At 29.5% G+C, this 21,940-nt stretch carries 14 protein-coding genes and 2 other annotated features; of the genes, 7 read left to right on the forward strand and 7 right to left on the reverse strand.

Annotated elements, in window-relative coordinates; all coding sequences use genetic code 11:
* Nucleotides 1–152 precede the first annotated feature (152 nt).
* Genes AYC61_RS16920 through AYC61_RS16940 form a run of 5 tightly spaced genes read right to left on the reverse strand, consistent with a single transcriptional unit; the run spans nt 153 to nt 5,617 of the window.
* Complete coding sequence (locus AYC61_RS16920) at nt 153–1,301, reverse strand: ABC transporter permease (RefSeq protein WP_066505433.1); 1,149 nt, start codon at nt 1,299–1,301, stop codon at nt 153–155.
* Complete coding sequence (locus tag AYC61_RS16925) at nt 1,288–2,472, reverse strand: ABC transporter permease (protein ID WP_066505436.1); 1,185 nt, start codon at nt 2,470–2,472, stop codon at nt 1,288–1,290. The genes AYC61_RS16920 and AYC61_RS16925 overlap by 14 nt, the downstream gene beginning before the upstream one ends.
* A 15-nt stretch (nt 2,473–2,487) precedes the next feature.
* Complete coding sequence (locus AYC61_RS16930) at nt 2,488–3,540, reverse strand: HlyD family secretion protein (protein WP_066505439.1); 1,053 nt, start codon at nt 3,538–3,540, stop codon at nt 2,488–2,490.
* A 42-nt stretch (nt 3,541–3,582) separates the two neighbouring features.
* On the reverse strand, nt 3,583–5,118 hold the full coding sequence (locus AYC61_RS16935; protein WP_066505442.1) for a TolC family protein: 1,536 nt from the start codon (nt 5,116–5,118) through the stop codon (nt 3,583–3,585).
* The gene (locus AYC61_RS16940; RefSeq protein WP_066505444.1) at nt 5,108–5,617 is read right to left on the reverse strand and encodes a MarR family winged helix-turn-helix transcriptional regulator; all 510 of its coding nucleotides are present in this window, start codon (nt 5,615–5,617) and stop codon (nt 5,108–5,110) included. Before AYC61_RS16940 ends, AYC61_RS16935 begins: the two co-directional genes overlap by 11 nt.
* A gap of 267 nt (nt 5,618–5,884) precedes the next feature.
* Nucleotides 5,885–6,108: a binding site (T-box leader), on the forward strand.
* A gap of 382 nt (nt 6,109–6,490) precedes the next feature.
* Between AYC61_RS16940 and ileS the strand changes: the two genes are divergently transcribed.
* From ileS to AYC61_RS21900, 3 genes are all read left to right on the forward strand, one after another.
* Entirely contained in the window at nt 6,491–9,589 is a 3,099-nt protein-coding gene (gene ileS / locus AYC61_RS16945) for an isoleucine--tRNA ligase (RefSeq protein ID WP_066505446.1), read from the forward strand.
* A gap of 229 nt (nt 9,590–9,818) precedes the next feature.
* Nucleotides 9,819–10,178 carry a VOC family protein gene (locus AYC61_RS16950; RefSeq protein WP_066505449.1) on the forward strand — a complete coding sequence of 120 codons (360 nt, stop codon included), beginning with the start codon at nt 9,819–9,821 and terminating at the stop codon, nt 10,176–10,178.
* A gap of 334 nt (nt 10,179–10,512) precedes the next feature.
* Nucleotides 10,513–11,028 carry a peroxiredoxin gene (locus tag AYC61_RS21900; RefSeq protein WP_242866827.1) on the forward strand — a complete coding sequence of 172 codons (516 nt, stop codon included), beginning with the start codon at nt 10,513–10,515 and terminating at the stop codon, nt 11,026–11,028.
* A 543-nt stretch (nt 11,029–11,571) separates the two neighbouring features.
* On the opposite strand, the gene AYC61_RS16960 is transcribed toward AYC61_RS21900, so the two are convergent.
* A complete protein-coding gene (locus AYC61_RS16960; protein WP_066505452.1) occupies nt 11,572–12,921 on the reverse strand; it encodes an MATE family efflux transporter in 1,350 nt (449 codons plus the stop codon).
* Between the two features lie 339 nt (nt 12,922–13,260).
* Here AYC61_RS16960 and AYC61_RS16965 point away from each other — a divergent pair, with 339 nt between their 5' ends.
* Entirely contained in the window at nt 13,261–13,761 is a 501-nt protein-coding gene (locus AYC61_RS16965; RefSeq protein WP_066505455.1) for a GAF domain-containing protein, read from the forward strand.
* Between the two features lie 72 nt (nt 13,762–13,833).
* On the opposite strand, the gene tyrS is transcribed toward AYC61_RS16965, so the two are convergent.
* A complete protein-coding gene (gene tyrS, locus AYC61_RS16970; RefSeq protein ID WP_066505459.1) occupies nt 13,834–15,063 on the reverse strand; it encodes a tyrosine--tRNA ligase in 1,230 nt (409 codons plus the stop codon).
* A 517-nt stretch (nt 15,064–15,580) separates the two neighbouring features.
* Nucleotides 15,581–15,794 (reverse strand) — a binding site (T-box leader).
* 438 nt (nt 15,795–16,232) lie between these two features.
* On the opposite strand from tyrS, the gene AYC61_RS16975 reads away from it, so the two are divergent.
* From AYC61_RS16975 to AYC61_RS16985, 3 genes are all read left to right on the forward strand, one after another.
* Complete coding sequence (locus tag AYC61_RS16975; protein WP_066505469.1) at nt 16,233–17,375, forward strand: THUMP domain-containing class I SAM-dependent RNA methyltransferase; 1,143 nt, start codon at nt 16,233–16,235, stop codon at nt 17,373–17,375.
* Between the two features lie 81 nt (nt 17,376–17,456).
* Nucleotides 17,457–19,433 carry a DNA gyrase/topoisomerase IV subunit B gene (locus AYC61_RS16980; RefSeq protein ID WP_476691455.1) on the forward strand — a complete coding sequence of 659 codons (1,977 nt, stop codon included), beginning with the start codon at nt 17,457–17,459 and terminating at the stop codon, nt 19,431–19,433.
* Nucleotides 19,434–19,445: 12 nt separating this feature from the next.
* Nucleotides 19,446–21,629: a DNA gyrase/topoisomerase IV subunit A gene (locus AYC61_RS16985; protein ID WP_066505473.1), complete on the forward strand. Its 2,184-nt coding sequence runs from the start codon at nt 19,446–19,448 to the stop codon at nt 21,627–21,629.
* Nucleotides 21,630–21,940 lie beyond the last annotated feature (311 nt).

Genomic DNA, 21,940 nt, shown 5'->3' on the forward strand with positions numbered 1-21,940 from the left:
TAAAAGTCACCTACAAAGAAACCTCAGATTGAGCCCTAGTGAATTTATTGGTTGAAACAGTTACTAAAGCAGGTGGTTACTGTTTGATTAGGGTAGATGCGATTAGAAAATATATGAGTAACTAATATTAACATGGCGTAAGCCACTTATTGTTATACAGCTTTGCTTACAGTCTCTTTTGATTTATATCTTTTTTTCAATATAAATATAGCTATAGGCATCCATACCAAGATGTATATAAGCATTTGAATTATATTACCTTTTACAATTTCAAAGCTCAATCCTTTTATAATGACTTCATCAAAAGATCTTACATAGTATATAAGCGGCCACAAAATTTTAGACACTATTACCATAGGCTCAGGCAATTGGTCAATTGTCCATAAGTAACCACTGCACGCAAAAGTTGGCAATGACAGCATAAAAGAAATTTGTGCAAACTTCAATCTATCTTTTATTATAGATGCTAATATTATAGCTGGACAGCTTATTGCAAATATAAAAACTAAGGACATCAATATTGCAACCATCATACTCCCATGTATTGGTGCGTTAAACACTCTATTAGCTAAATAAATAGATAGAGATATTGAAGATAGTGCATAGATAGATAATGCAATTATCTTTGATAATAGTTTGATAAAAGTTTTTTTACTGGCTATATCTTCTCCGTTTCTTACGATACTTATTCCGACACTTGACATCATTATTTGTTGTAGGAATACACCTATAAATCCGATAATCAGATAGTTCATATAAGTCATCTTTGGATCATATAACATTCTGTCTGCAAATTGAAAGGGCATTGCTACATTATATGATTGATTAGGTACTATTCCCTTAGCTTCAATTAATTTTATCTGAGTTCCAGCTGAAATAGTTTGTATGATGCTGACAGCTTGTGCATAAGCATTATTTCCAATAACCATATTTGATCCATCAACGAGAATCATTACTTCTGAAGACTTTAACGTCATCACGTCTTTAGAAAAATTGGGGGGTACATAGACACCCATATGAATTTTTCTTGAATCAATCAATTCTTTGAGTTCATCTCTAGAATCTACATGATATGTTACATTGAATTTATCATCATCATTAAACTGTTGAACGATCATTCTACTTAAGCTTGTATTATCCTCATCCAGTATAGCAACTGGAATATCTTCGATATAACTGTTCATATATACTCCTCCAAAAAGAAGAGTTAAAAATATTGGTGCAATTACAAGTAATAACATTATATCTTTTTCAAATAGTGCTATTTTTAAATCTTTAAATATCATCTTAAGAAATGACATTTTCTGTTCCCTCCTCACTTGGAGAAATCTTTTCGCTATGTTCTGGTGCTTTTATTATTAAAACACCTAATAATGCAATAACTAATGCTATTAATGTGAATTTTACAAACCACATTATATCTCCATTCATTTTAGTAATCGATAGTCCTTTTAAACATAAATCTCTTAGATTGTCTGCAAAATGATAAAAGGGATAAAAATTAGCTGCTACTTGATATGGTCTAGGCATAGATAAAACAGGCCATGTATAACCAATCATTATTGTGTTTGGTATAAATATAACCGCATTTATTAAAGTTGAAAGCATATGATCTTTGATCCAGCTTGAAATCATTAATCCAAACGCGGACACAGCAAATGCAAGAACTAAACTAAGTATTGTTGCATCAAAGAATTTGCCCCGTAATGGTACTTTAAATAACTTGTACTGCACGTATATATTTAATATAAGTGAAAGACAGCCTAAAATTCCATAGAATAAGACCTTCCCTAATATATATCCTAATTTTTTTCTTTTTTTCTTTTCGATTTCGGATCTTCTTATTGCAGATGCTGTCATGATTGCAATAGCTGATTGTACTATGGCGGTGCCGAGTCCTATATTCAAGAAATTTTTATAGCTTCCTGCAGGATTATAAAGTGTTCTGCTACTGAATTTAATAGATAAAGCTATTTTCTCAGCCACGTCAGCTGGAAGATCAAGTTTTGCTTTTATAAGTTTCATGAAAACACCAGTTTTTAAAGATAGTAATATTTCAGAAGCGCTCTTTTTTGTAGCAGCTGCTATTGGCATATGACTTCCATCATAAACCATTAGTATACTTGGAGATTCTGCACCCATTACATCTTTACTGAAGTCCTTAGGTATAATCATACCTACTCTAATCTTACTATCATCTATTAACTTTTTCATATCATTTGAATCTTCTAAGTAGTACTCAATGTCAAACATTTCATTTTCACTAAACTGCTCTATTATCATTCTACTTAAAGATGAATTATCACCATCATAGACTGCCATTGGTACTTTATTTATTATATCTTTACTGAACTGATAGCCAAGTAACAAGTTTGTGAGCAGAGGAATGATAAATATAACAATAAATATCATCTTTCCTCTTGCCATGATGTTAAATTCTCTTTTTATCGTTTTTAATAAACTATTTATCATTTCCTACACCACCAGTTATTTAATAAACTGAACAAAGGCCGTCATTCCTGGTCTTAATGTTTTCTCATTATTATCTATTTTTATTTTTACTCCAAATGAAATAATATCAAAGCTTCCATTGTCATTGGTAGCTCTTTTTGTTGCAAAATCAGGTTTTTGATTGATTCTAACAACACTGCCTTTGAAAACATCATTTGAATAACTAGGAATTTTTATATTTACTTCTTGTCCTAATGATATTTTTTGTAAATCAGTTTCTTTTACTTTAACTTCAACCCATGTATTTTGTAAATCAGTTACTGTAGCTATTGACATACCAGTAGAAACTAATTCACCTTCATCTGCATTTATTTCAGTTACAACACCGTTAATAGGAGCTTTAATATTAGTATCATTTAAGTAGGCCTCTACTTCTTGAAGACCTCCATTTGCTTGTTCAAGCTTACCTTGAGCAGCCTGTTCCATTGATAATGCTTGAGTAACTAATGCTTCAGCACTGCTGATATCTTCACTTCGTGCTCCTTCTTTTGCCATACTTAGGGTTTGTTTAGCTATTTCTAATTGTGTAGCTACTTCTTCTTTTTTCTGCTGAGAAACTGCACCTTTTTCGTATAGTTTTTCAACTCTTGAATATGTAGAGGACATAAGATCATAAGCTGCTTGAGCTTGAGCTATTTCTTGATCTCTAGCACCATTTTGAGCTTTTGTTAATAGAGATTTGGCTGCTACAGTTTGTCCTTTTGCTGCTTCATGTGCTGCTTCAGCTGCTTTTACAAGAGCAAGAGCTTGTTCTTTTTTAGCCATCAACTCATCACTTGATATTTCAACTAATGGACTATCTGCTTTTATGTCCATACCTTCTTCTATTAGAAGCTTTTTAACTCTACCAGGTATTTTACTGTTTATACTTACTTCTTTTGCTTCGATAACTCCCTGTGCTACTAATCCTTCTTCTTCATTAAAAACTTTCATACTTCCATTTTCTGTAGTTAAACTAGCACTACAACCTGTCATAACAAGCATCAAAGAACACATAATTATAGCTGTATATATTTTATATTTTTTCATAAATATACTCCTTCCATTCATTCTAAATTTTATAGTGTATTTTTAATAAATGAATTTTCCAGTATCATTGTAATATTTAACTTTTGCTAAGTTATAGTTATACATTATTTCTACAACTTTTTCTTCAACATTAGATAGATTTTCCTCGGCAGCTAGTACTTCTACTATAGTACCGGCAGCTGATTCAAGGTCAAGTTTTTTAAGAAGACTATTTTCAGTACTAAATCCTTCTTTGTACTTGTATTCTGCTATTTCAACACTTTCTTTTGCTTTTTCTACCATAGCTTTAGCTGTATCCATCATGTTTCCAACAGTCATTAGAGTTTCATAAGACTGATTTATAGATGATTCGACCATACTATATGCCTTAGCGTACTCTAAGTGTGATTTTTCTTTAAGTAAATTAGCTTCTTTGTATTGATAAGTGATGTCAGGATATTTACCCTTTGCTTTTTCAAAATTCAAATCATATATTGTCATTTGTCCTAGAGTTTTCTTTAACTCAAGTCTGTTAGCAAGTCCACTTTTTAATCCTTCTTCTAAATCAGGTATTTCTTTTTCATCTATCAAGACATCAGTTAATACAAGTTTTGTTTCTAGTGGAATATTCATATTTTTCTTAAGTTCAACTAGGGCGTTTTCAAGGTCGCCTTTTGCTTTTGTTAATTCTAATTGAGTGCTTTTGTAATAAACATCTCCAAGTAGCATGTCATCCTTTGCTTTCATACCTACTTCATAGCTGTCCTTAGCAAACTGAAACTGTTTTTTAGCTCTTTCCATTGCTTTTTCTTTCATTTCAACTATTTTTTGAGCTTTTAGTACATCATAATAGTTCTTTTGTATAAGCATTGCAATTTGATTCTTGTATATATCAAAAGAAGCACTTGTTACATCATAAGCTACATCTGCCATAGTAGTCATTAAATTAGAAGTAGCATCAACATTATATGAGTCTAAATCTCCTAGGTTTAGGTTTTCTGATATTGATAATCCTGCTTCTTTTAGAGAATCAGATAATGTTGTTTTTCCTGAATCTAGAGAAGCTTTGGCACTGTCAAGTATTGCTTCATTTGCTATTAGCTCATCTTTTTTATTTTCAAGTTTTTTTCTATATTCTGTTTCTACATAAGAAGCATTTTCTCCATAATTTTTTAATGGAATTACTTTACCATCTTCAGTAATTATTTTTTTATCCTCTTCATTTTCAGCATTTATTAATGCTTCTGCGTAAGCTAATTCTTGCTTTTTAGCATTTAGCAACTTTTGATTTTTATTTATCTCACTACTACCTTTTTTAATCTTGTCATCTCCATCCTCAAGCTTTTTACTTATCCTATCAGCTCGATCCTGCTTAAGAGCACTCATATCAATTTCGTTTTTCACCATTTTTAAGTCTATGCTGTTTTCAAGTCCAATATTAACAGCTTCTTCTATAGTGATAGATAAATTTTTCTCTACTACAGGAGTTTTTTCAATGGTTTCTACAGTAGTCTTTAATGCAGCGTCATTAGATGCAAAGGCTACATTAAACATTAGTAGTGAAATTAGTATGGGTGATATTACTTTTTTAAAATTCATGTATATTACTCCTTTCTATGCTTATTTTCTTATTAATTAAACCTGTCTGAAACTTTTTGAATAATTTCAGCAGCAAAATTTTATCATCATCATCCAGAATAGTTAATACATCCTTTGACCAGATTTTATATTTTTTGATTACATCTTCAGTGAAACTTCTTCCATTTTCGGTTATGGATGCCATTATTTTTCTTCTGTCACTGCTATGTCTAATTCTCTCTACATATCCCTGTTTTTCTAATCTGTCAACAAGACCAGTTATATTAGCTTTGGTAACCAACATTTGATCACCTATTTCAGATAGAGGTAAACCCTCGACAGGGGCATTGTACAAAATAACCATAAGATTAAATTTGGTACTGGATATATTAAATTCGCTAAAAAAAACATTATGCATTTCTTCGAGAATCTCGGTTGTTTTTTTAATTTCAACAATTACCTTATTGGCAACTTCACCTATCCAAGTATAGTTATCAAATATATTCTTTAATTTACTCATATTGCACCTCCATACTATTAAATCAACCTTTATACATTATACATATAAATAGTGTACATGTAAATAGTTAATATGTTAACTAAAATTAATTATTTATGATTATAGGGTAAATTTATTATTCGATACATAAAATACTAAAAATAATCAATAATATTTATATTGATGGATGTTAAAAATATTTACTTTAGTTATATTATTTATCGAATATTAATATATATACTTGACAAACATTAAACTTCTGATATACTATATTCTAAGTAAATATAATTAATAGCAATGAATAGGACAGTACTAAGGAGAGGTAGTATACAGAGAAATAATCATTGAGGTGAGAGATTATTATGATACTCTTTACGAAGATCGCCTATGAGCTTAAGATTTGAAATAATAGTAAAGTCTTACGTAGAGATACGTTAAAATGTATTGAGTGATAAGGGTGTTTTTCTGTCCTTATAATTTGGGTGGTAACGCGAGATATAATCGTCCCTAAGTCTTTTGACTTAGGGGCTTTTTGAATTTATAGGAAATTATAAATAATAAAATATAATCCTCTTATAGATTCCATAAAAGAAAATACCTATAATTTTCAAATAACTAGATAATTCAATCACATGAAAATTAGAGAAATATAGGTTTTAATATAGACTTCAGGGAAGTATATATATTGTTTAGTATAAAGACTTATATGTAGATATTATTTTTAAGCGAATTAAAGAATTATAACAAGGCACAAGATGTCCCACCAATCTCTATAAGTGGTGGGTACTGATTAGATTTAACAGGCGGTGTGAAATCTTGCGCCTCGTTGAAACGGTGTGTTGCAATTACTACGTAATTGCTTCCGTTGTTATAATAAAAGAAAGGATGAATAAAATGGATAAATTCAAGCAATTATCAAATCTGTCTGTCAAAGATACTGAAAAGGGAATTTCATCATATTGGGATGACATAAACATTCTTCAAAAGAGTATTGATAATAGAGAAGGAAAAGATTCTTTTATTTTCTATGAAGGTCCTCCAACAGCTAACGGTAAACCAGGAATACATCATGTTATAGCTAGGACACTAAAGGACTCAGTTTGTAGATATAAGACAATGAAGGGCTATCAAGTTAAAAGAAAAGCAGGATGGGATACACATGGATTACCTGTTGAAATTGAAGTAGAAAAACAGTTAAAGTTAAAAGATAAGCAAGACATTGAAAACTATGGTATAGCTCAGTTTAATGAAAAATGTAGAGAATCAGTATTTAAATATGAAGGTTTATGGAGACAAATGACAAAGCGTATGGCTTATGAAGTTGATTTAGATAATCCATATATAACTTTAGACAACAATTATATAGAATCTGTATGGTGGATTCTAAACAAATTTTTTGAAGAAGGGTATATTTACGAAGGTCATAAGATATTACCTTACTGCCCAAGATGTGGTACTGGACTCGCATCTCATGAGGTAGCACAAGGTTATGAAGAGATTAAAACAAATACTGTAATAGTAAAATTCAAAGTTAAAGATAAAGACGAATACTTTTTAGTATGGACAACAACACCTTGGACTTTAGCAGCAAATGTTGCTTTAACAGTAAATCCTAATGAGACTTATTTAAAGGTTAAAGTTGAAGACAATGTATATTATGTAGAGAAAAATTTATGTAATAAAGTTGTTGGAGATGACTATGAAGTATTAGCTGAATATAAAGGTAAAGACTTAGAATATATGGAATATGAGCAATTAATGCCTTTTGTTAAAACTGACAAGAAAGCTTTCTTTGTTACAACAGCTGATTATGTTACAACTGAAGATGGAACTGGTATAGTACACACTGCTCCGGCATTTGGTGAAGATGACTATAATACAGGAAAAAGATATAAATTGCCAGTATTACAACCTGTAGATGAAACAGGTAAATATGTAGAAACACCTTGGAAAGGTCAGTTTGTAATGGATGCTGATTTAGATATTATAAAATGGTTACATGAAGAAGGAAAATTATTTAAAAAACAAAAAATAGCTCATAATTATCCACACTGCTGGAGATGTAAAACACCTTTATTATATTATGCTAAACCTAGCTGGTATATAGAGATGACTAAACTAAAAGATAAGTTAATTGAAAATAATAATTCTGTAGAGTGGTATCCAGATTATGTAGGAGAAAAAAGATTTGGAAACTGGTTAGAAAATTTAAATGACTGGGCTATTTCAAGAAGTAGATATTGGGGAACACCACTTAATATTTGGCGTTGTGAATGTGGTCATACTACTAGCGTAGGTTCAAGAAAAGAATTAGCAGAAAGAGCTATAGAAGATATAGATGAAAATGTTGAACTACACAGACCACATGTTGATAATATTCATATCAAGTGTGAGAAATGTGGAAAAACAATGACAAGAGTTAAAGATGTAATAGATTGTTGGTTTGATAGTGGATCAATGCCATTTGCACAACAGCACTATCCATTTGAAAACAAAGATATCTTTGATAAGCTATTCCCAGCAGATTTTATTTGTGAAGGTATTGACCAAACAAGAGGATGGTTCTATTCATTGCTAGCAATTTCTACGTTTTTAACAGGAAAATCTCCATATAAGAGAGTACTTGTTAATGACTTGATATTAGATAAAAACGGAAAGAAAATGTCCAAATCAAAAGGTAATACGGTAGATCCATTTGAATTATTTGATCAATATGGTGCAGATGCATTAAGATGGTACCTTCTTTATGTATCTCCTGCATGGACACCTACTAAATTTGATGAAGATGGGCTTAAAGAAGTATTAAGTAAGTTCTTTGGAACAATTAAAAATGTATATAATTTCTTTGTACTTTATGCAAATACAGATAATGTAGATCCAACAAGCTTCTATATAGAAACAAAAGATAGACCAGAATTAGATAAGTGGGTTTTGTCTAAGTACAACAATTTATTAAAAAATGTTGAGAATGACCTTAATGCATATGATTTAACTAAAGCTGTTAGAAAAATTCAAGAATTTGTTAATGAAGATGTATCAAATTGGTACATCAGACGTTCAAGAAGAAGATTCTGGGATACTGAATTATCAGATGATAAGAAAGCTGTTTACAATACAACATATGAATTATTAGTAGGAGTTGCACAGCTTGTTGCACCATTTGCACCATATATTTCAGAAGAAATGTATAGAAAATTAACAGGTGAAGAGTCAGTACATTTAAGTGATTATCCTGTAGTAGATGATAGTTTAATAGATAATCATATAGAAGAAAGAATGGATTTAGTAAGAGATTTAGTTAAACTTGGTAGAGCATCAAGAGAATCTGTTAAAATTAAAGTTCGTCAACCAATACAACAAGTACTTATTGATGGTAAATACGAAGAATTAATATCAGATTTAGTACCATTAATAATGGAAGAACTAAATGTAAAAGAAGTTGTATTTGAAAAAGATTTAAGTAAATACATGAACTTTAGTTTAAAACCAAATTTTAGAGTTCTTGGACCTGTATTAGGGGCTAAGATAAAAGAATTTGGCAAAGTGTTAGCTAAGCTTGACTCTGCAAAAGCAGTAGCAGCTTTAGAGAGTGGTGAAACTGTAAAAGTAGACTTGAGCGGTGAAGAGTTTGAATTTGATAAAGATAAAGTTCTTATTAATATAACTTCAAAAGAAGGTTTTACAGTTACTACGGAAAATAATCTATTTGTTATTTTAGATACTACACTTACTGAAGAGTTATTAAATGAAGGTTTTGCAAGAGAGTTTATATCTAAGGTTCAACAGATGAGAAAAAATAATCAATATGAAATGATGGATAACATTAAGATTTATTATAATGGAGATGAAGCTGTATCAAAAGCAGTACAAGAATATAGTAAATATATCATGAAGGAAACTTTAGCACTTGAAATAAAACAAGTTCAAGAAGAAAATATGGTTAAGCAAGAACTTAATGGGCATACAACAGATATAAGAATAGAAAAAGCATAATATAAAAACCCCCTGACTAGGGGGTTTTATTAAGCAGAGAAACAAATTTATATTGGAGTGAATACTTACTCATACAAGTGAAATGATTATAAATTATGTGTAATAATATGTATGAAAAAACAATATATAAATATAAGACAAATGATAGTAAAGAAATATGCAGAAATATAATAAAAGAGGAAATTATGTGTATATATAGAATTATATTTAGTAGAAAGGGGGAAAGTTAGTGGATTATTTATGGGATGGTTTTATAATATTCCTTGGGACAGAAAATATGGATTTAACACATAAATTTTATTCTAAGAGTTTAGGATTTGCTTCATATGAAGAGAATGAATGTAAGATATATAACATACCAGGTGGTGGTAAAATAGGTTTTACATGTGAAATAAATCCATATCAGAAAATAAATCCTATTATAACACTCATAACTCCATATGTTGATTCTCTATATACAAAATTTAAAGGAGAGGGTATATGTATTAAAGAAAAACCGAAGTATTGTAATGACAAATACTATTTTCATATGCTGGATCCAAATGGTTATACTATTGAAATTCAAAAAAAAATTAATTATAGTATTTAACTATAATTAATATAACTCGTTCATATAATTTGATGTAATCCAAATGGGATGACTAAAAACACTTTGAGTCATCCCATTTTGTATAAATATTGATACTTATTTCATGAAAAAATTTTTTTCTAATTTTTATTTATAACTGTAAGAATTTTAAATTTAATAGATAGTAAATAATTTGGATTAAATACTTTTCATTAAATACTTTTCATGATTATAAAGTTCCTAATTGGATAATATAATATTGTCCTGATTTTTATTAATTCTATACAGATAATTGCAGAAGCAGAATAAAATAATCAGGAACTAATAATATAATTTTGGAGGTTTAAAATTGGATATATTAGTTGGAAATAAAGCACCAGAGTTTACTTTAAGAACAGCTTTAGGTGATGGAAGTGATTTTGGTGAAGTATCATTAAACAATTATAATGGTAAATGGTTAGTAATGTTTTTTTATCCTCTAGATTTTACTTTTATTTGACCAACAGAAATTACTGGATTCAGTAAACGATACAATGAATTTAAAGAATTAGATGCAGAAGTGTTGGCAGTAAGTGTAGATAGTGAACATTCACATAAAGCTTGGATAAATGGAGACTTAGGAAAGCTTAATTTTCCACTTGCATCTGATATTACAAAAGAGACATCAAGAAATTATGGAGTTTTAGATGAGGAATTGGGAATAGCTTTAAGAGGGTTGTTTATAATATCTCCAGATAAATATATTAAATATTCTGTAATACACGATTTGAATGTTGGTAGAAGTGTTGATGAAACAATAAGAGTGCTAAAAGCTTTAAAAACAGGCGGATTATGCCCTATTGATTGGAGCGAGGGAGATGAACTATTATAGGGAACAATAAAAACGGGTGCTATTAGATTGGTTTTTATATAATAGGATAGTGCTATTTTTTTAATATGAGATTAAAATTTGTTAAAATAGTTAGGGTAAGCTTCTTATTGTACATGTCTCTCAGAGTATTACAATAATAAAAAAATATATTACCCCAGATTATTCATAGAAAATTAAATACCTTTTATAAATGAACCTCATTTTTCGAATGAATAAGCGGCAAACCAGAAACTCATTCCAAGAATGAGTAAGCGACAAATCAGAAACTTATTCCAAGAATGAGTAAGCGATTCACATAAAATCATAGATTTTAGTTCTCTGCTCATGATTAGAAGATGTCCATTAAATTCTCGGCATACCAATCCAGTATGCCGAGAATTCACTGAAAGCTTCTAGTTCAGAAACCTACAGCATATTATTCAAAATTATACGAATAACCATGGATTAAGTAATAAATTGATGCTTAAAATTCAATATTTCTAAGAACTTGATTAAAAATTTTATTTATTTTGAAAATACTCATAAAAAAGCTGCCCTAAAATATTACAGGGCAGCTTTTTTTGATAGTGTTTTCATTTCTCTTACAATAAATATTGCCGTTATAAAAGAAGATAAAAAATCTGATATAGGTCCTGAAATCCATACTCCTTTGAGACCCCATATGTTAGGTAAAATCAATATTGCAGGAATTAAAATTAATACTTGTCTTGTTAAACTTAACAGCATTGCTTGTTTAGGTTTTCCGATAGCTTGAAAATAGTTAGAGCTAATTATTTGGAAACCTATTATTGGGAGCATTATTAAAAATATTTTTATTCCCTCTGTTCCCAGTTCTATTAACAATTCATCATCTTTATTAAATAACATAAAAAGCTGCTTCGGATATAATCTTGTTATAATAAAACCTACTAAAACAATAGAAGTAGCCATTATACATGCAAATGAATAAGTTTTTTTGACTCTATGATATTGCTTAGCACCATAATTATAACCAATAATAGGTTGAGCACCTTGATTAATACCAAAAATAGGCATTAAAATAAACATAGCGATACTGTTTATGAGACCCATTGCAGATATTGCTGTATCACCACCATATGTATACAGACTGTGATTAAATAATGCATTAATAGCACTTGAAGCAACTTGCATAGCAAATGGAGCAGATCCAAGAGCAAATATCTTCTTTACTGTTGATAATTCAAGTTTCATATTGCTGACATGAAATCTTAATAAACTTTTACCGGATAAGAAATATCTTAAGACCCATATAGCTGAAACTAATTGACCGATTATTGTGGCTAAAGCAGCACCTTTTATACCTAAATTTAAATGCTTAATAAATAAATAGTCCAATATTATATTTGTTATTGCACCAATAAGCATAGTGCTTGCAGCTATTTTTGGATTACCTTCGCCTCTGATAAAATTATTTAAACCAAATCCTATAGATTGAAAAACTGCACCGCATAAAATGATAGTTATGTACTCTTTTGCAAAAGGTAAAATATCTGCACTTGCACCAAAAATAGTTAAAAGTTCGTCTACAAAAAATAAACTTATAACTGAAACACAGCCTGATATTGCAATTAGTAATACAAAGGCATTTCCTAATATTTTTTCTGCCTCTTGTTTCTTTTGCTCTCCAAGTTTTATAGAAACTAAAGCAGTACCCCCAAAGCCTACTAACATACCAAAAGCCATTAATATAATCATAATAGGAAAACATATCGTTATTCCGGCAATTGCGTCACTTCCTACATTGTTTCCTACAAAATATCTGTCAATTACGTTATAAAGAGCATTTACAAGCATACCGACAATTGCTGGGGCTGAAAATTTTAATAGAAGTTTGACGACATTTTCTTTTTCTAAAAGTTCTGTTCTGTTCATTAATACACCTCACTGTAGGTCCTTTTGTATAAGGACTTCTTAATATTATGTAAGCATATTTATATAAATATACCAAAAAAATTATTTTATTTACTTGTTACAATTTATTTGAGCAAATTTAAATCTCAAATTTTATTATTCATTTAATACGATATGAATAGAAGAAGTTTGAGTGCAGGTTCTTGATTGTTAATATGTGTATTTTTAGTGAAAGCTGAAAAGGATATATATATAGGATAATTATATATATTTGTTTTGTCAACAATAGTTTATGAATAATAAAGGTATTTTGTTTATGATATAATATGCATTAATAAATAAAAAGTTAGAGGTGATGATATGTTTAAAGCTGAAAAACCTACATTTAAAGATAAAAAGATTTTTTATAATTTTATAAATATGAAACTAACTGGTCTTATTTGTGAAGAAAAAGATTGGCTTGCAAATCTTTCTAATGCAACTGCTTTATTAGGGTATATGTTAGACGATATAAATTGGGTTGGCTTCTATTTATTAAAAAATAATGAATTAGTGCTTGGACCATTTCAAGGCAAACCAGCTTGTACTCATATACAGATGGGTAAAGGTGTTTGTGGAACAGCAGCATTAAATAGAAAAATTCAAATAGTTGAAAATGTGCAGGAGTTTCCTGGACATATAGCATGTGACAGTGAATCTAAATCAGAAATTGTTATTCCGATAATATCAGGAAATAAACTAATAGGGGTTTTAGATATAGATAGTCCAATACTTAGTAGATTTGATAAAGAAGATGGATTGTATTTAGAAAAGTTTGTCGGTATATTAAATAAATACATTAAGTGGGAAGATATAAAATAAGCAGGTTGTGATAGAAATAAAGGGGTGTATCATAAATGTATATGAAACAGCCCCTTTTCTTTATATTTAATATTATGATATTTTTACTTGATGATAAGTTTTCTTACCTTTTTTAATAATCAATGAATCATTTTCAAATAATTCTAAAGTAACTGTCATTTGAGGGTCAGTAATTTTTTTATCTTGAATACTGATACCACCCTGTTTAATTAGTCTCCTTGCTTCTCCATTTGAAGCTGTTAAATTCAACTGCGTTAAAAGTGAGAGAAGTCCAATACCTTCTTTAAAACTGGATTTATCCATTTCAGTTGTAGGCATATTATCAGATTTGTTACCTGCTGAGAATAGTGCTTTTGCTGCTTCTTGAGCTTTTATAGCTTCCTCTTCGCCATGGACGATTTTTGTAAATTCAAATGCCAAGATTTCTTTAGCTTTGTTTATTTCAGAACCTTCTAAAGCACTTAAACGTTCAACTTTCTCCATTGGTAAAAATGTTAAAAGACATAAGCAATTTCTAACATCAGCGTCAGCAACATTTCTAAGGTATTGGTATAAATCATATGGTGAAGTTTTAGATTTGTCAATCCATACGGCACCAGCTTCAGTTTTACCCATTTTTTTGCCTTCACTTGTAGTAAGAAGTTTAAAAGTTAAACCATAAGCGGGTTTTGAATCAACTCTTCTTATTAGTTCCACACCACCTATAATATTTGACCACTGATCATTACCACCTAATTCGAGCTTACAGTTATAACGTCTGCTTAATTCTAAGAAATCGTAAGATTGCATTATCATATAGTTGAATTCTAGGAAAGAAAGACCTTTTTCCATTCTACTTTTAAAACATTCTGCTGTAAGCATCCTATTTACAGAGAAATGCTTTCCAACATCTCTTAAAAATTCAATGTAATTTAGATTTCTTAACCAATCAGCATTATTAACAGCAATACCTTTTTCGCCATCTAAAGTGACATATTTATTTATTTGCTCTTTCATAGCTATAGCATTGTTATCAATAGTTTCACTTGTCATCATTTTTCTCATGTCTGTTTTACCGGTAGGATCACCAACCATAGCAGTTCCACCACCAAATAGAGCGATAGGCACATGTCCTGCTTTTTGCATATGCATCATAACCATTACTTGAATAAAGTGGCCAACATGAAGACTGTCAGCAGTTGGGTCAAAACCTATATAAAATTTAACAGACTCATTTTCTAAAATTTCTCTGATTTCTTTTTCATGAGTAGCTTGCTCAATGAAACCTCTTTCAAGCAAGATGTCGTATACATTCTTTTTCATTTTTAAAACCTCCTTATTTTTAATACATTATTCAAATTTTATTGTGAATTCATATATGAAATAGATATTTCTATGTTTTGTTATTTGTAAAACCTATAGGTTTGTCATGTTCAACTAGTGTATTTTGCAAAACCAGATTTTATTTATATAATAATGCGGTTTTATTAACCATTTGTAAGACCTCCTCAATTTTGCTTTGCAAGTTTTTATGTCAAATTGATTAAGATAACTATAGTGTAAAAGTAAGTCATTTAGTTATATTTCTATCTTCTAAATAAAATTTCATTCATATTTATCCTATATAATAGACATGTTGTAATTCACAACTTTATCTGCTTAACACAGCAATTGCACTATTTTCAACATTCCATTGGAATGAATCAAAATGGAAGAAGTACAAGGCATTGAAAATTACACGGATATGAGCGTACTAGGGTACGCGATTAGTCGTGAAAATTTCAATAACGAAGTAATTCAGCCATTTTCATTCATTCCATAAAAAAAAGGGTCTATCTCGTCTAAGGACGAGTTGACCCGTGGTACCACCTTAATTTATAGTCAAGAATAATAACCATGACTATCTCAAACCATTTATCGCATGGACTGCGCAATGTTTCCATTGAGATTCCAGAAATGTATTTCACTAATTTATGCAACGCAGACTTTTCACCCACCAGTCAGCTCTCTTATTATAGACATAATTAGCTAATTAATTCCTTCATAATCTTCTGCTATATTAATTTATATAATATAGTATTAAAATAAATCATTTTTGTCAAGGGTGTTTTGATAATTAATTTGTGATATAATAAAATTTCCATCAATTACAAAAACATAAAATTGTATTATTAATTAATAACCAAATATAATTGCTAGGAAACATGCAGTTTTTTTCTAAGGAACATTGGTGCACATGTTTTTAAACAATATTATCATTACTATAAAACTAGAAAAAATTATAAAATCTAAGCTGATTTGAATTGTAAAATCATTCTAGTATTTTACACTATTATAACAAAATAAAAGAATATAATAATATTTACTCATTGATATATAACAATATTTATTATAATATAACCTTAAAAAGCTGATAATATATATAACTTAATGCTTTTGTGATAAAATGGTCTATGTGTGTATGCAAAGTATTCTAGAATAGGGGAGAAAAAATGAGTAATATAGAATTGATAGCAACTTCTACTTTTGGGTTAGAAGCGGTTGTAAAGAGAGAGTTATTAAATTTAGGTTATGAAAATTTAAAAGTAGAAAATGGAAAAGTAACATACACTTGTAATGAAGAAGGTATAGCTAACTCTAATCTTTGGCTAAGGACAGCTGATAGAGTTTTATTAAAAATAGGAGAATTTAGAGCAGAATCCTTTGAAGAACTATTTCAAGGAACTAAGTCATTACCTTGGGAAGAATGGATAACAGAGGATGGAGAGTTTACTGTAAATGGAAAATCTGTGAAATCAAAATTATTTAGTATATCAGATTGTCAAGCGATAGTAAAAAAAGCAATTGTAGAAAGATTAAAAATAAAGTATAATACTGATTGGTTTAAAGAGACAGGGGCTAAGTTTACAGTGCAGGTGTCGTTATTAAATGATATAGCTACACTTACAATAGATACAAGTGGAGTTGGACTACATAAAAGAGGATATAGACAAGATGCTGTAGAAGCTCCTATAAAAGAAACACTTGCAGCAGCTATGATACAATTAAGCTATTGGGATAAGAATAGAGTTTTATTAGATCCGTTTTGTGGTTCAGGAACCATACCTATAGAAGCAGCTTTAATAGGCAAAAATATTGCTCCTGGTTTAAATAGAAAATTTGTTTCTGAAAATTGGCCAAGGGTAGGAGAAGAAATATATAAAAAAGCAAGAGTAGAGGCTTATAGAGCTATTGACAATGATGTAGAATTAAAAATTTATGCATCAGACATAGATAAAGATGCCATAAATCTTGCAAAGGAAAACAGTATAGAAGCAGGAGTAGATGACTGTATTAATTTTAAAGCTATTAGTTTAAGACCTATAAATATTAAAGAAAAATACGGGATAATTATTTGTAATCCACCATATGGGCAAAGACTTGGAGAGAAACAAGAAATAAGAAAATTGTATCGAAAAATGGGTAACATTTTTGGTGATCTCAAAACTTGGTCAAAATATGTAATAACTTCCGAAAAAGCTTTTGAATCAGAATATGGAGCAAAAGCGGATAGAAAAAGAAAGCTATTTAATGGTAGAATAGAGGTTAATTACTATCAATACTTTGGACCAAGACCTGATAGAAGAGAAAAATAATTTTAAAAGCACGAACATATGTGCTATAATAAATAAGCGTAAGTAGCTATGCTAAAAAAGAAAATGTAAGAGGTGTTGACTTTGTCAAATAGAAATAAGAATGAATATGGAAATACAAGCATTTCATCTCTTAAAGGTGCAGATAGAGTTAGAAAAAGACCCTCAGTTATTTTTGGATCAGATGGCCTAGAAGGATGTCAGCATTCGTTTTTTGAAATACTATCTAATTCAATAGATGAAGCTAGAGAAGGCTATGGAAATTCAATTAAAATAATAAGACACAAAGATAATGCAATAACAGTACAAGATTTTGGAAGGGGTATGCCTGTAGAGTATAACCCTAAAGAAAAGAGATATAACTGGGAACTTATTTTTTGTGAGCTTTATGCTGGAGGCAAATATAATAACAATTCTGGAGATATATACGAATATAGTTTAGGCTTAAACGGGTTAGGTGCATGTGCTACACAATATAGCTCGCAATACATGGAAGTAACAGTTTATAGAGATGATAATAAATATAGTTTGTATTTTGAAGAAGGAAGAAACAAAGGTGGACTTAAAAAAGAAGAATGTAATTATGTAAACACAGGCACAATAATAAAATGGAAACCAGATATTAAAGTTTTCACAGATATAAATATTCCACTAGAATTTTATAAAGATATTTTAAAAAAACAAGCAGTTGTAAATGCAGGATTGAAATTTTTATTATATGATGAGGAAACAGATGAATGGTTTGATTATATTTACGAAAATGGAATAGTTGATTATGTTAAAGAACTAGGAGAAGATAATAACATTACTGATATATTTTATTCTGAGGCTGAAGGAAAGGGTAAGGATAGAGAAGACAAGCCTGAATACAAAGTGAAAATACAGCTTGCATTTTGTTTTAATAATGAAACAAATAGAACCGAGTATTATCATAATTCAAGCTTTTTAGAGTATGGCGGATCACCTGATAAAGCAGTCAAAAATGCATTTTTATATGAAATAAATAATTATTTAAAGAAAACTGGTAAATACAATAAAAGTGAAAAAAAGATAAGCTTTGTTGATATACAAGATAGCTTGCTCTTAGTATCAAATTCATTTTCAACTGTTACCAGCTATGAGAATCAAACAAAGAAGGCTATAACTAATAAATTTATACAAGAGTATATGACTGATTTTATAAAAGAAAAGCTAGAGATATATTTTATTGAAAATAAAGAAGACACTGAGAAGGTCATGAACCAAATACTAGCTAATAAAAGAAGTAGAGAAAAAGCTGAAATAACTAGAAAAAGTATAAGGAAAAAACTAAGTGGAAGTATTGGAGTTACCAATAGAGTAAAGAAATTTGTCAATTGTAGAAGTAAGGATCTACACAAAAGAGAATTATATATAGTTGAGGGTGATTCAGCATTAGGTTCTTGTAAACTAGCAAGAGATTCAGACTTTCAAGCATTGATGCCAGTAAGAGGTAAAATACTAAATTGTTTAAAAGCTGATTATGATAAAGTATTTAAAAGTGAAATAATAATAGATTTGCTAAAAGTTTTAGGTTGTGGAGTCGAAATAAAATCAAAGCATAATAAAGAATTAAATACATTCAATATAGATAATCTTAGGTGGGATAAAATAATAATTTGTACAGATGCTGATGTTGATGGATTTCAGATTAGGACATTGATATTGACGATGCTCTATGCATTAGTACCGACTTTAATACAAGAAGGCAAGGTATTTATTGCAGAGTCGCCATTATTTGAAATTAGTACTAAAAAGAAAACATACTTTGCTTACAACGAAAAAGAGAAGCAAAAAATTGTATCAAAGCTTAAAGGGTCATATACTTTACAGCGTTCAAAGGGATTAGGAGAAAATGACCCAGATATGATGTGGAAAACTACAATGTGTCCTGAAACTAGAAGACTGATAAAAGTAGTACCAGAGGATTTAGAAAGCACACAGGAGATGTTTCTTACTTTACTAGGAGATAATATAATAGACAGAAAAAAAATTATTGTCGACAAGGGACATTTGTATTTAGATATGCTAGATATAAGCTAGAAGAGGTGTTTTATGAGTTTAATAAATAAAAACATAACAAATGTATTAGAAGAAAATTATATGCCTTATGCAATGAGTGTAATTGTATCAAGAGCAATTCCTCAAATAGATGGATTTAAACCAGCTCACAGAAAACTGTTATATACGATGTACACAATGAAATTGATAACAGGATCAAGAACAAAGTCAGCAAATGTAGTTGGACAGACTATGAAGCTTAATCCTCATGGAGATCAAGCTATTTATGCAACTTTGGTTAGATTATCAAAAGGATATAATGCATTATTACATCCATTTATAGATTCCAAAGGAAACTTTGGAAAGCATTATTCAAGAGATATGAAATATGCAGCTTCCAGATATACAGAGTGTAAATTAGATTCAATATGCAATGAAATATTTAAGGATATAGATAAAAATACAGTGGAGTTTGTAGATAATTATGATGGAAAATTAAAAGAACCTGTATTACTGTCTACAACGTTTCCGAATATTTTAGTAAGTAATAACAAAGGTATAGCTGTTGGAATGGCAAGCAATATTTGTAGTTTCAACTTAAAAGAGGTATGTGAAGCAACTATACAATTTCTAAAAAATGAGGATATAGACATTTTAAAATATTTAAAAGCACCTGATTTTTCTAGTGGAGGAAAGCTTTTATTTGATGAAAAGCAAATGAGAAAAATTTATAATACTGGGCAGGGAAGCTTTAAATTAAGAAGTAACTATCATTTTGTTAAAGAAGACAATTGTATAGAAATAACTGAAATCCCTTATACAACAACAACTGAACAAATCATTGATAAAATAATAGATTTAATTAAAGCAGGAAAGCTTAGTGGTATTTCAGACATACGAGATGAAACGGACTTAAAGGGTTTAAAAATAGCTATTGACTTAAAAAGAGGAACTGATTCTGAATTGTTAATGAAGAAACTTCTTAGCATGACTCCTTTAGAAGATTCATTTTCATGCAATTTTAATATACTAATTGGAAACACACCAAAAGTCCTAGGTATTAAGGAAATTTTAAGAGAATGGATAAGCTTCAGAATAGGCTGTATTAAAAATCAACTTAGATTTGACATAAACAAAAAATCAGAGAGATTACATCTGCTTAATGGTTTACAAAAAGTGTTGTTAGATATTGATAAAGCAATAGATATAGTTAGAAAGACTAAGAATGATGAGATGGTTATACCAAACTTGATAAGTGAATTTGAGATAGATAAAATACAGGCTGAATATGTAGCTAATATAAGACTTAGGAATTTAAACAAAGATTATATATTAAATAAAATTAGCGAAATAACAGCTTTAAAAAATGAGATAGATGACTTAAATGAAACACTTGGCGATGAAAGTAGAATAAAGCAAATTATAGCATCTCAAATAAAAAATGTTAAAAAACAATATGGAGTAGATAGAAAAACAGAGATAATTTCTTATGTTGAAGAAGTTAAATCAGAATCAGTCATTATGGCTGAAAATTATGAACTAAAGCTTTTTGTAACAAAGCATCAATATATTAAAAAAATATCATTAGCTTCACTTAGAGGTAATAGTGAGCATAAACTTAAAGAAGAAGATTATATAGTTCAAGAAATAGATGCTGAAAATCACTCTGAAATTTTATTTTTTACTAATAAACATAATGTTTATAAATTATATGCATATGATATTGTAGATCATAAGGCTAGTAGTCTAGGACAATATATTCCTAATTTAATTGATTTAGAAGAAGATGAACATATTATTCGGGTTGTGGCTACTAAAGAGTTTAAAGGACATATGATATTTACTTATCAAAATGGTAAAGTAGCTAAAGTTCCATTAAAAAGCTATGAAACAAAGACTAATAGAAAGAAATTAGTAAAAGCATATTCAGATGATGCTAAATTGATAAGGGTATTCTATATAACAAAAGATAAAGATATAATATTCTTTAGAGATGAAGGAAGTTCAGATACAAGAGTATTGCTAATAAATACATCAATAATAAATGAAAAAACAACAAGAACAACTAGAGGAATACAATGTATGAGAATGAAAAAGAATAGTGTAATTACTAGTGTTAAAAAACCTACTGAAGTAGAGTTTAATGATGCTGAGTATTATAGGTCAAATGCTATTCCTAGAGCAGGTAGTACATATTCTGTTGAGGATTCGTTTAGTTTTATAAATAAAAAGAAATAAGCAATGAAAACTTAGGTTACTTACTTTAACCTAAGTTTTTGTTTAAGCAGAGAACCAAAAGCTATGATTTGGTGTGAATCGCTTACTCCTAAGAACGAAGTGAGTAGGGGGTTCATTTAAGCAGAGAACCCAAATTCTTGATTTGGAGTGAATCGCTTACTGCTAGGAACAAAGTGAGTAGGAGTTTCATTTAAGCAGAGAACCCAAATTCTTGATTTGGAGTGAATCGCTTACTGCTAGGAACAAAGTGAGTAGGAGTTTCATTTAAGCAGAGAACCCAAATTCTTGATTTGGAGTGAATCGCTTACTGC

It is taken from the genome of Abyssisolibacter fermentans (genome assembly GCF_001559865.1).
Taxonomy (GTDB): Bacteria; Bacillota; Clostridia; order Tissierellales; family MCWD3; genus Abyssisolibacter; species Abyssisolibacter fermentans.